Genomic DNA, 12,070 nt, shown 5'->3' on the forward strand with positions numbered 1-12,070 from the left:
ATGGTACAGGACGAATCAGAAAAAATAAAGGAAATACTTGAGGAAGACATATGGGGTACTATTAAGAGTTTTCTTGAGTTAGGTTTCCATTATGGCGAAGGCGAAAAATCCATTAATATCACCGTAGGGATATTGTTATTGTTAACGGTAGCTTTTATGGTTACCTCTTTTATATTACGTTGGATACGTAATTTCTTTACGCGAAAAATGCAAGCGGACGACAAATTAAAGTTTGTAAGCATTTTCAAGTTTATCAAGTATGTAGTTTATATTGTGGTGATACTATTGACCATGAGTGCGGCAGGTATAGACATTACTATCTTAATAACCGCGTCGGCAGCCTTATTTGTTGGTCTTGGGTTGGCATTGCAAGAGTTATTTCAAGATATAATTGGGGGTATTTTTATTATTTTGGACAAATCACTCAGAGTAGGGGATATCATAGAAATAAATGGTAGGGTAGGTAAGGTGTTTGAAATTAAATTAAGGACAACTAGGGCTATAACTAGAGATGACAAAATTATTATTATTCCCAACCATCATTTTATTAGTGATATTGTTTTTAACTATACCCAAAATCATAAAACTACTAGGGAAAGCGTTAATGTTGGAGTAGCCTATGGTAGTGACGTAAATTTGATTACAGAAATCTTATTAGAAATAGTAAACGAACAAAAGGGTATTTTAAAAAGCCCAAAACCATTTGTCTTATTTGATGATTTTGGTGACTCTGCTTTACTTTTTTCTGTGCATTTTTACATAAGTGATAGTTTTTCAGACCCTAAGATTAAAAGTTTGATTCGTTATAAAATTGATGAGAAGTTTAGAATAAATAATGTAACAATACCTTTTCCACAAAGGGATGTACATATCTTTCAGCAATCGGCAGTTATTCCAAAACCTAAACCCAATTTGGAAAAGAATGGGTAAATATAGATTAATGTTTGTCCTAATTATGGGCATTTGTTCCATAGTCCAAGGACAGACACCAGATGTTTTTGGGGCAGAATATATGATAATGCCAAAGAATGGGGCAGATGTTGAAACATCACGAATTAAATTTGTTGCCAACTTGCCAATACCAGTGAGGGGTAAAAATGATTATTTGGTAATAGGAGGTGAATATAATCGTTATAATTTTGAGGTTCCAGATAGCTTATTTGCTAATTCCAATGATTTAAAAAAACTACATATTATAGATGTAAATCTGGCTTATGTATATAAATTGAACGAAGATTGGCGGTTGGTGGGTGTCATTACCCCAAGGTGGTCTTCAAATTTTGTTGATGAATTGCAGGAAGACGACTTTAATATAAACTATACGGCAGGTGCTTATAAGGATAAGAAAAATATAGAAAAGCCATATAAATTGGTTGTAGGGCTGTCCTATAATACTAGTTCACCAATTGAGGTACCGCTACCTGTTCTCTATTATGAGAAACGCTTTAGACCTAATTGGGCTTATATATTAGGGGTGCCAAAATCAGGTATGAAATACTACACGCCTAAATCACATTTTTTTCAAGCAGAATTGTTTTTAGACGGGTATTATGTTAATATTCAAAACGATATTTTATTAACCGATAATAATTTATCTACCGATGTATCTTATACGGCATTATTATTGACATTAGGATATCAATATAAAATCACAAAAGACATGTCCGTTTATTTAATTGGAGGTCATTCGCTCTTTCAAAATAGTGCATTGCGCGATAATGAACGAAAGGATATATTTACGTTGAATGATGATGCTGGTCTTTATTTTAGGACAGGTTTTAGAATAGGAATTTAAAAAAAAAGTATGTCAAAAATATTAGTGATAGAAGATGAAGCGGCAATAAGAAGGGTACTTGTAAAAATACTGTCAGAAGAAAATGATACTTATACGGTTGAAGAGGCTGAAGATGGATTAAAGGGAATCGAGACCATAAAGGATAATGACTATGACTTGGTACTCTGCGATATTAAAATGCCCAAAATGGATGGTGTTGAGGTGCTCGAGGCAGCAAGAAAGATAAAGCCTGAAATTCCATTTATTATGATTTCTGGCCATGGTGATTTGGATACTGCAGTTAATACTATGCGTTTAGGGGCTTTTGATTATATATCCAAGCCACCAGATTTAAATAGATTGCTAACTACGGTAAGAAATGCCTTGGATAGAAAGGTGTTGGTGGTAGAGAACAAAATACTAAAAAAGAAAGTCAGCAAAAACTACGAAATGATCGGTGAGAGCCCGGAGATTACAACCATAAAGGAAATGATTGAAAAGGTAGCGCCAACAGATGCAAGGGTGCTCATTACAGGGTCAAATGGTACAGGGAAAGAATTAGTTGCACATTGGATACACGAAAAAAGCGCAAGAAGCAGTGCTCCCTTCATAGAGGTGAATTGTGCCGCAATTCCTTCAGAATTAATAGAAAGTGAACTTTTTGGGCATGTAAAAGGGGCTTTTACATCCGCAGTGAAGGACCGTGCAGGTAAATTTGAAGCCGCTAACAAGGGTACAATATTTTTAGATGAAATAGGTGATATGAGTTTGTCTGCCCAAGCCAAAGTACTTAGGGCGCTGCAAGAAAGTAAGATATCTAGGGTTGGTACAGATAAGGATATAAAGGTAGATGTTCGTGTAGTAGCTGCCACTAATAAAGATTTAAAGAAGGAAATAGAAGAGGGGAAGTTTCGGGAAGACCTTTATCATAGGTTAGCCGTTATTTTAATAAAAGTACCTTCTTTAAATGATAGACGGGATGATATACCATTATTAATTAATTATTTTTCCCAAAAAATCACCGATGAACAGGGTATTGCACCAAAAACATTTTCAGATAAAGCAATTAAATTGTTAAAGGGGTATGACTGGACAGGTAATATTAGAGAACTGCGAAATGTAGTAGAAAGATTAATTATTCTTGGTGGTAATGAAGTATCCGAAGAAGATGTAAAACTTTTTGCCAGCAAATAAATATATTAATCAAAAGAACATTTGCCAATTCGTATTAAGGCATTGACTGTAATCTCCTTGGTACGTAAGTAGTAGTACTTTTTACCATCTGTTAAATCGTTCCTTAAAAGCTGTTTTTCACATTGCGCAACTATTTTTTCAGCAAAGCTTTGAGCTTCTTTACATTCAATGGTTTCAACAACTTTGTCCAAGGATAATTTATATTTTTCCAAAGCATTATCTATGGTGTAATAAATACTTTTATGTTTTGTGCTATTGGGAAAATCTTCACTAGTGTCAATGTTGGTAGATCTTAGTGATGCCAGATCTTTATTTTGTTTATTATTATGTATGTGGTGATCTGCCAAGGCATTTAAACTTCCCAAGGTATTTTCTAAAGATCTTAAAAGTAGAATTTGCGTTGCCTCCAAGGTGGTTGCTTTTGTGGCCAGAATTAAATTGTTAAGTCCTTCCTCTAATTCTTCTTTAGCATAAATGCACCCACAAATATCAAGCTGTTTTTTAGATTTCTCAATGACGTTAAGTGCTTTATACGCATAAAATCTTGCTTGGTTAATATCATCCATTTCAACAGCTTTCTCCGTATGGGTTTTTGCAAAATCAATGGTCGATTCAGCATACTCGCATTCCAGATTATTGGTAAAAGAAGAAAGTATGAAACATGAAAATATAGCTAAAATGGGTATGTAGGTCTTAATCATTACTAAAAGTTTGAGCGGTAAAATTTGGGATTTTTACAATTATAAAATTAGGCATTGAAAGAGATATAGGGTTATATTATTCGATAGCGGTCACTACACAAGCGTTTTATTTGATTAAAGGGTGAAATCATAGGTTGAACGGCCATTTTTTTTAACATTTAGGTGTATTTCAACGATTAAAAATTTTATATTTCACTATGGATTATATAGAAGTTAATAACTACAGGGCTCATAAATCAAATGAACTTGCGACTTTGCCAACCTATGAGGATTTTGGACGAACTGAAAAACAACTTAAAAAAGACCTTAGTAAAACTAGGAGGGAACTTGGTGAATTTCAGGACATGTTGTACGCACATGGCAAGTATAGTGTGTTGATATGCTTACAAGGAATGGATACAGCTGGTAAGGACAGTCTTATTCGTGAGGTATTCAAGGATTTTAATGTAAGTGGCGTAGAGGTACATAGTTTTAAAGTTCCAACAGAATTAGAATTGGATCATAATTATCTTTGGAGGCATTATCTAGTATTGCCGGCTAAAGGAAAGTTTGGGGTATTTAACAGAACGCATTATGAAAATGTTTTGGTAACAAGGGTTCATCCAGAATATATCCTAGGAGAACGTATACCTGGAATACATAATGTGGATGATATAGACCAAAAATTTTGGGATAAGCGTTTTGAGCAGATAAATAATTTTGAAAGGCATCTTCACCAAAACGGTACCATTATCTTTAAATTTTTCTTGAATCTTTCTAAAGAGGAACAGCGTCAACGATTGTTAAGAAGACTTTCCTTAAGGGAAAAGCATTGGAAATTTTCTCCAAAAGATTTAAATGAAAGGTTATTGTGGGACAAGTATCAGAACTGTTATGAAGAGGCGATTGCTAACACTTCATTTGACCATGCTCCTTGGGACATAATACCCGCAGATAATAAAAAAGCGGCAAGGGTAATTATAGCGACAATTCTTTTAGAAAGGTTAAAAAAATACAAAGATATCAAAGAGCCGGCGTTGGACGATAAAATAATGGCTAATTTAGAATCTTATGAAAAGCAATTACAAAGTGAGTAAAACGATTAAAGTAGCGCTATTATTTTTATGTATTACGCATTATGCATCATCTCAAGTAAATGATGAAAATCAAATTAAAAGGATATATGAAACCGCCCTTAGCCAAGGTAAGTCTTATGATTGGTTAAATTACCTGTCCAATCAGATTGGAGGTAGATTATCCGGTTCCGTACAGGCACAGCAAGCTATAAATTATACTAAAAGTGAGTTGGATTCCCTTGGTCTGGACCGAGTTTGGTTACAACCCGTTATGGTGCCAAAATGGGTGCGCGGTACGCCAGAGTTTGCTTATTTTGAAACAACACCAGGGGTAACCACAAACGTACCAGTTTGTGCTCTGGGAGGCTCAGTTGCCACGCCATTACAAGGAATTAAGGCAGAGGTGATAGAAGTACAAAGTATAGATGACCTTGCTACATATGGTGAGGCTAAACTAAAGGGAAAGATTGTTTTTTTTAATAGACCAATGAATGCTACTGAAATCAATACGTTTTCGGCTTATTCTAACTGTGTCGATCAAAGATATTCAGGTGCCAAAGAAGCAGGGGCATATGGTGCTGTGGGAGTGATAGTTAGGTCTATGAATTTGCGCTTAGATGATTATCCACATACGGGATCTATGAGTTATGGTGATTTGGCCGTTAATGATAGAATTCCTGCAGCGGCCATTAGTACAAATGCAGCAGATTTATTAAGTACAGCCTTAAAATTAAACCCTGAAATAAAATTTTATTTTAAGCAAAACTGTAAGCAGTTTACCGATGTTGAATCCTATAATGTCATTGGTGAAATCAAAGGAAGTACATACCCCGAAGAAATAATGATTGTTGGTGGACATTTAGATTCATGGGATTTAGGGGATGGTTCACATGATGATGGTGCCGGTTGTGTACAAAGTATGGAGGTTTTGAATTTATTTAAAAAAATAGGTTACAGACCTAAAAGGACTATAAGAGTTGTATTGTTCATGAATGAAGAAAATGGATTGCGAGGTGGAAATAAATATGCAGAGGAGGCTAAGGGTAAAAATGAAAAACATGTATTTGCTTTGGAAAGTGATGCAGGTGGATTTTCACCTAGAGGTTTTTCGTTTGATGCATCGGACGCTAATTTTACACAAATTAAAAGCTGGGAAAATTTATTTGAGCCTTACTTAATCCATATGTTTGTTAGAGGTAGTAGTGGAGCGGATATTGGACCGTTAAAGGGTGATAACATAGTATTGGCTGGTTTAAGACCGGATTCTCAACGTTATTTTGATCATCATCATGCGGAGAACGATACTTTTGAGCATGTAAATAAAAGGGAGTTGGAATTAGGTGCGGCAACAATGGCAAGTTTGGTCTATCTTTTTGACCAATATGGGATTGTGAATCCTAAATAACATACTTCAAATATTTTTGAATGCTGTTTATATAAGTTATTAAAACATGTAAAGTCATGTTCAGGCATTTTTGGAATTTAATCAAGTTAATATTCTAAAAAGTATTTTAATTACCTTTGCCGTTCATTTAAAAAAAAGTAAAATGGAAGACGGTATTTACGCAAAATTTAATACAACTAAAGGGGAAATCTTGGTGAAATTAACCCACGATAAAACACCTGGTACAGTTGGTAATTTTGTGGCACTGGCCGAAGGCAACAAAGAGAATTCAGTGAAATCTATAGGAGAACCCTATTATAACGGAATTAAGTTTCACAGGGTAATTCCAGATTTTATGATTCAAGGGGGTTGTCCGCTTGGAACGGGAACAGGTGATGCAGGATACAAATTTGATGATGAGTTTCATCCAGAACTTACACATAATGCCCCAGGTGTCTTATCAATGGCAAATGCTGGCCCTGGAACTAACGGTAGTCAGTTTTTTATAACTCATGTGGCAACACCATGGTTAGATAACAAGCATACTGTTTTTGGTCATGTAGTGGCGGGACAAGAAGTTGTTGATGCCATAGCCCAAGGTGATAGTATAGATTCCTTAGAAATTGTTCGTGAAGGTAGCGATGCTGAGAATTGGGATGCCGTAAGGGCGTTTGAAGATTTTAATGCATCTGGAGCCGCACGTTTAGCAGCGGAAAAGGCAAAGCAGGAGGCAGAATTGGATAAAGTGGCCGCTGGCTTTGAATCTACTCCTTCGGGTTTAAGATATAAAATGATACAGAAAGGAACTGGCGCAAAGGCAGAGGCAGGTAAGAATGTTTCTGTGCATTATGAAGGTTCCTTGCTTAACGGACAAGTATTTGATTCTTCCTATAAGAGAAATTCCCCGATAGATTTTGAATTGGGTATTGGACAAGTAATACCAGGATGGGATGAAGGTATAGGACTTTTGAAGGTTGGTGATAAAGCCCGTTTTGTAATACCATCAGATTTGGCTTATGGTAGTGCAGGTGCAGGTGGAGTTATTCCTCCAAACGCCACATTGATATTTGATGTGGAACTAATGAATGTTGGCTAGAAAGCTAATTCATAAAAAATAAATAAAAGGCCTAAGCAGTTAAATGCTTAGGCCTTTTATTTATTTTTTATGACACTGGAAATCAACATTATTAGGTTGAACAGAATCAAAATTAAAATAATAAGTAAGAATAATTTCATGGTGTAGTTGTATATAGTGTTTACTACATATACAACAATTATGGAAAATAAAACCCTACTGAACTAGGTTGGGTTTATTTGTTTTTAGAAACCATACTTGCCAGTAACATGGCAATGTTTATAAAAATCAATAAAATAAGTACTCCAAAAAAAGTGGTCATAGAATAAATCAGATTTAGTTTTGGGGAAACTTAAGTAATAGGTTTAAGCTAAAGATTCAAGAGTTTGGAAATGGTTGCGTAAATCTTAAACAATTTTTTTTACTTTAATTCTTGTAAAGGAAAATTATAAAAAAGCCCGAACAAAGTTCGGGCTTTAAACTATAAAAAAGTTAAATCGTTACCTAGTCAACAACTTTCACATTAACGGCGTTTAATCCTTTTTTACCTTGTTGTAGTTCAAATTCCACAACATCACCTTCTCGAACTTCATCGATTAAGCCAGAAATGTGTACAAAATGATCTTCGTTTGAACCATCTTCAGTGATAAATCCGTAACCTTTGGAATCATTGAAGAATTTTACTGTTCCTTTACTCATAATAAAAAAATTATATATTAATTAAAGTGCAAAGATAGTATTTAAATATTTAATCAATAGATATTTAGAAAGTTATATTAAGGTTAAGTATACTATTTAATCTTCTAAATGCTAATTATTTAATCCTTTGTTGTTGGGTCTGGTGTCATTCTTAAATAAGGCTTGATTTCATTAATGCCTTTACTGAAAATTTGTTTGGCTTCATTAGTTGGTATCGCAGGGCTAACCACTACATCTTTTCCACTCTCCCAGTTAGCTGGCGTAGCTACTTTATGGTATGCTGTTAGTTGTAAAGAATCAACAACCCTTAAAAGTTCATAGAAATTGCGTCCCGTAGAAGCAGGGTAGGTCAAAATTAACTTTACAGTTTTGTCTGGGGCAATAATGAAGACAGACCTCACGGTTAAATTGTTATCCGCATTTGGGTGTATCATATCATAAAGTTTAGATACTTTTTTGTCCTCATCAGCGATAATTGGAAAATTCACAGTGGTTTCCTGCACCTCATTAATATCTTTGATCCATTCAGCATGTGATTCTACGCCATCAACGCTCAATGCCAGCATTTTTACATTTCGTTTGTCAAATTCCCCCTTAAATTTAGCTGCTGTCCCCAACTCAGTGGTACAAACAGGGGTGAAATCAGCTGGATGTGAAAATAGAATACCCCAACCATCACCTAAATAATCATAAAGGTTTATGATGCCCATTGAGCTATTTGCAGTAAAATCCGGTGCCTTGTCTCCTAGTCGTATTGTTGCCATTCTATTTATATTAAATTTTTATCCTACAAATTTAGTAGATTAATAAAAAAGCTATGATAGTTTAAGGTTAAAAGTCTATTAAAGTTTTTTATTTTTGAGTTATGGATGATTTAGAAAAATTACGTTACCCTATTGGTCATTTTAAAGTTCCGGAAAGTATTACCGATGAAATGATATCAATCTGGATAGAGGTCTTGGAAACATTACCGCAAAGACTAACTTTACTTGTTGGAAATTTCACAGAAGATCAGTTGGAAACACCTTATAGGCCAGAGGGATGGACCATTAGACAGTTGATACATCACATAGCGGATAGCCATCATCATAGCTATACTCGCTTTAAATGGGCCTTAACAGAAAAGCAACCCGTAATTAAGGCTTATGAAGAAAAAGACTGGAGTAAACTTAGCGATGCAAAAACGGCCCCAATTCAACTTTCTCTCACATACCTAAGTGCTTTACATGCCAAATTGGTTTTTTTATTAAAAGGACTAACGCAAGATGATTTGAATAGATATTATTTACATCCAGAAGGTAATGTGCAAGTATCTGTCGCAGAAAATATTGGAAAATATGCTTGGCATAGCAACCATCATTATGCGCATATTTTTAATTTGGCCAAAAGAGAGGGATGGTTATAAACCCCATTTGAACATGAAAATGGGAGTTTTAGGATGATTGTTTCCATTTAATGTTGCAGCCAATACTTGGTTTTTGTAAGGCTGTTATTTCATTGCCATTTAATAGGTCTTCTAAAGCATTTATTAAATCCTTTCCCGTTAAAGGCAATCCATTTCCTGGTCTGGAATCATCCAATTGCCCCCTATAAATTAATTTCAAGTCAGCATTGAATAAATAGAAGTCTGGTGTACACGCAGCATCATACGCTTTTGCCACTTCTTGGGTGTCATCAAATAAATAAGGAAAGGTATATCCTTCTTCGGCAGCTTTTTTCTTCATTAAATCTGGTGCATCCTGAGGATATTTAATAATATCATTACTGGAAATAGCAATAAACTCTATTCCTTTTGCCTGATATGTTTTAGCAAGCTCAGTAATTTTTGGGTTTACATGAACTACAAAAGGACAGTGATTGCAAATAAACATTATAACAGTTCCTTGTTTTCCCTTTATTTCGGATAAACATAAATTTTTATCTGTAACTGTGTCATATAGCTTAAAATCTGGTGCAATGGTCCCTAGGGCCAGCATATTACTTTCGGTTCTTGCCATGGTAAGAATATCTTTATCACAAAGTTAAAATAAAATAAGACTTCCATTATTTTACATAAATAAAGGAAGCGGAATAGTGGTGTTTTTTAGGATGCCCATTAACTACTAAGTTTCCTTTGTATGCTAAATAAAATTTGAATATCTTGGATTTTACGGTTCATGTCATTAAAGACATCCCAGAAAATATTTAGTATTGATATCCACTTCTTTAGATAGCGTACAGATTAATTTTGATACCGAGGCATTATGGACCATGAATGTTGTACTGGCGTTTGTAATGTTCGGTGTAGCTTTAGATATCTCAATTAGGGATTTTAAAATGCTTTGGTCTAAGCCCAAAGCAATTTTGGTTGGTGTGTTAAGTCAGTTTGTATTACTGCCTGCCTTAACTTACATGTTGGTTTATTTTATTGATCCATATCCAAGTATAGCCATGGGCATGTTTATGGTAGCTGCCTGTCCTGGAGGTAATATATCTAATTTTATAACACATCTAGGAGGGGGTAATTCTGCTTTATCGGTCTCCTTAACAGGTATAGCTACTTTATTGGCGGTTGTTATGACGCCATTGAATTTTCAGTTTTGGGGCTCTCTTTATGGACCAACATCTTCAGTTTTAGAAACCGTTGCGGTATCTCCTTTTGAAATGGTAAAACTAGTATCGTTACTGTTAGGCTTGCCCTTGGTACTGGGTATGTTCATTAATTATTGGAAACCCAATTTGGCCATAAAACTGGCAAAAGTCTTGAAGATTGTTTCACTGCTATTTTTTATAGCATTGGTTTTTATAGCACTTTATAATAACAAGGAAATATTTATGGAATATATTTTTTATGTTTTTTGGATTGTGGTAATACATAATATATTGGCCTTTTTTACTGGTTTTTCTATATCCAAACTGTTTGTTTTAGCTAAAAAGGATGTAAAATCTATTACCATTGAAACTGGAATTCAGAATTCTGGTTTGGGTTTATTATTGATTTTTACTTTTTTTGATGGTTTAGGTGGTATGGCTCTTTTAGCAGCCTTTTGGGGAGTATGGCATATCATTTCTGGTTTGTTATTGGCCAGTTATTGGGGGTATAGACCACTAATAAATAAAGAGTTGGCTTGAAAAATTTCATATATAATAGTATTAAATTAATTATGAGGTATGGACTACATGTTTATCATAAAAATATACGTGTAGTAGGATTGGACAATGTACCAACAAACAAACCTGTCCTATTTTTGCCTAATCATCAAAGTGCCTTGTTGGACGTGCTCCTAATTGCCACGGACTGTAAGAGAAAGCCTTATTTTCTTGCTCGTTCCGATGTATTTGGAAACCCTTGGTTAAATCGTATTTTTAGTTTTTTTAGAATGATACCTATCTATCGGATTAGGGATGGTAGGGCAACATTAGCTAAAAATGATGCTATTTTTAACAGTTGTGCAAAGGCTTTGAACAATGGTGAGGCCATTGTCATGTTTCCAGAGGCCAACCATAATCTAAAAAGAAGGGTTCGTAACTTAAGTAAAGGTTTTACACGTGTTTTATTCAGGGCCTTGGAGTTAGATCCCGCATTGGATGTGCAAATTGTGCCGGTTGGCTTAAACTATAAGCACGCTACCGGTTTTCCTGATGAGGTAGCGGTGTACTATGGTAGACCTATAGCATTACAAGCATTTTTAGGGCAAGTCGACCGGCTCAATATCACGATCGAAATTAAACATGAAGTTTCTAAATGTTTACAAGAACTTACTACCCATGTCCCCTTGGAGGAAAACTATGATAAAATCATTGATTTCTTAATGAATAACAACGTTGATTTCCTAAATCCGAAGGAAACAAATGAACTAATAAGTGAATTTTTGGGAAGTGAAAATTTAGGTGAAAACCAAGAATTTAAGAAGAAAAGCAGTTCTATTTTTTATCCATTTTTTACGACACTTAATTTTCCTATAATACTAATTTGGAGAAGCTTTATTAAACCAAAAGTTTTGGAAGCTGAATTTTTAGGCACATTTCGTTTTGTAACTGCATTTATTGGTTTTATAGGGTATTATAGTATCCTGCTAATTTCAATAGGGCTATTAGTAAATATAAATATAGCTATACTTATGGTATTGGGCATTTTTGTGTTCAATTGGCTTTTTGTAAAATATGGTCAGGCTGCATTACATTAATAGAGCCTGACCGTTTTAGTCT

The 12,070-nt window shown here is 34.7% G+C and carries 13 protein-coding genes; 9 read left to right on the forward strand and 4 right to left on the reverse strand.

Going from position 1 to position 12,070, the window contains the following annotated elements:
- From ACOCEA_RS15030 to ACOCEA_RS15040, 3 genes are read left to right on the forward strand one after another with little or no spacing between them, the layout of a single operon-like run.
- Nucleotides 1–930 (forward strand): mechanosensitive ion channel family protein, encoded by a 930-nt coding sequence (locus ACOCEA_RS15030; RefSeq protein WP_420757088.1) that lies wholly within the window; start codon nucleotides 1–3, stop codon nucleotides 928–930.
- Complete coding sequence (locus ACOCEA_RS15035) at nucleotides 923–1,795, forward strand: DUF6268 family outer membrane beta-barrel protein (RefSeq protein ID WP_420757089.1); 873 nt, start codon at nucleotides 923–925, stop codon at nucleotides 1,793–1,795. The genes ACOCEA_RS15030 and ACOCEA_RS15035 overlap by 8 nt, the downstream gene beginning before the upstream one ends.
- A 9-nt stretch (nucleotides 1,796–1,804) precedes the next feature.
- Entirely contained in the window at nucleotides 1,805–2,968 is a 1,164-nt protein-coding gene (locus ACOCEA_RS15040; protein WP_420757090.1) for a sigma-54-dependent transcriptional regulator, read from the forward strand.
- Between the two features lie 5 nt (nucleotides 2,969–2,973).
- Here the strand turns inward: ACOCEA_RS15040 and ACOCEA_RS15045 are convergent, their stop codons facing one another.
- The gene (locus tag ACOCEA_RS15045; protein WP_420757091.1) at nucleotides 2,974–3,669 is read right to left on the reverse strand and encodes a hypothetical protein; all 696 of its coding nucleotides are present in this window, start codon (nucleotides 3,667–3,669) and stop codon (nucleotides 2,974–2,976) included.
- Nucleotides 3,670–3,866: 197 nt separating this feature from the next.
- Here ACOCEA_RS15045 and ACOCEA_RS15050 point away from each other — a divergent pair, with 197 nt between their 5' ends.
- From ACOCEA_RS15050 to ACOCEA_RS15060, 3 genes are all read left to right on the forward strand, one after another.
- Nucleotides 3,867–4,745, forward strand: a complete 879-nt coding sequence (locus ACOCEA_RS15050) for a PPK2 family polyphosphate kinase (protein WP_420757092.1) — start codon at nucleotides 3,867–3,869, stop codon at nucleotides 4,743–4,745.
- On the forward strand, nucleotides 4,720–6,129 hold the full coding sequence (locus ACOCEA_RS15055) for a M28 family peptidase (RefSeq protein ID WP_420757093.1): 1,410 nt from the start codon (nucleotides 4,720–4,722) through the stop codon (nucleotides 6,127–6,129). The genes ACOCEA_RS15050 and ACOCEA_RS15055 overlap by 26 nt, the downstream gene beginning before the upstream one ends.
- A 142-nt stretch (nucleotides 6,130–6,271) precedes the next feature.
- Nucleotides 6,272–7,204 (forward strand): peptidylprolyl isomerase, encoded by a 933-nt coding sequence (locus ACOCEA_RS15060; protein ID WP_420757094.1) that lies wholly within the window; start codon nucleotides 6,272–6,274, stop codon nucleotides 7,202–7,204.
- Nucleotides 7,205–7,687: 483 nt separating this feature from the next.
- Here ACOCEA_RS15060 and ACOCEA_RS15065 read toward each other — a convergent pair whose 3' ends face one another.
- On the reverse strand, nucleotides 7,688–7,882 hold the full coding sequence (locus tag ACOCEA_RS15065) for a cold-shock protein (protein ID WP_013304911.1): 195 nt from the start codon (nucleotides 7,880–7,882) through the stop codon (nucleotides 7,688–7,690).
- A 119-nt stretch (nucleotides 7,883–8,001) separates the two neighbouring features.
- Nucleotides 8,002–8,646 (reverse strand): peroxiredoxin, encoded by a 645-nt coding sequence (locus tag ACOCEA_RS15070; RefSeq protein WP_420757095.1) that lies wholly within the window; start codon nucleotides 8,644–8,646, stop codon nucleotides 8,002–8,004.
- 101 nt (nucleotides 8,647–8,747) lie between these two features.
- Between ACOCEA_RS15070 and ACOCEA_RS15075 the strand changes: the two genes are divergently transcribed.
- Entirely contained in the window at nucleotides 8,748–9,287 is a 540-nt protein-coding gene (locus ACOCEA_RS15075) for a YfiT family bacillithiol transferase (RefSeq protein ID WP_420757096.1), read from the forward strand.
- Nucleotides 9,288–9,315: 28 nt separating this feature from the next.
- Here ACOCEA_RS15075 and ACOCEA_RS15080 read toward each other — a convergent pair whose 3' ends face one another.
- Entirely contained in the window at nucleotides 9,316–9,879 is a 564-nt protein-coding gene (locus tag ACOCEA_RS15080; protein ID WP_420757097.1) for a thioredoxin family protein, read from the reverse strand.
- 193 nt (nucleotides 9,880–10,072) lie between these two features.
- Here ACOCEA_RS15080 and ACOCEA_RS15085 point away from each other — a divergent pair, with 193 nt between their 5' ends.
- Together ACOCEA_RS15085 and ACOCEA_RS15090 are read left to right on the forward strand one after the other, a co-directional pair.
- Complete coding sequence (locus tag ACOCEA_RS15085) at nucleotides 10,073–10,993, forward strand: bile acid:sodium symporter family protein (RefSeq protein WP_420757098.1); 921 nt, start codon at nucleotides 10,073–10,075, stop codon at nucleotides 10,991–10,993.
- Nucleotides 10,990–12,048: a lysophospholipid acyltransferase family protein gene (locus tag ACOCEA_RS15090; protein ID WP_420757099.1), complete on the forward strand. Its 1,059-nt coding sequence runs from the start codon at nucleotides 10,990–10,992 to the stop codon at nucleotides 12,046–12,048. The genes ACOCEA_RS15085 and ACOCEA_RS15090 overlap by 4 nt, the downstream gene beginning before the upstream one ends.
- Nucleotides 12,049–12,070 lie beyond the last annotated feature (22 nt).

This window comes from Maribacter luteocoastalis (assembly GCF_048890225.1).
GTDB lineage: Bacteria > Bacteroidota > Bacteroidia > Flavobacteriales > Flavobacteriaceae > Maribacter > Maribacter luteocoastalis.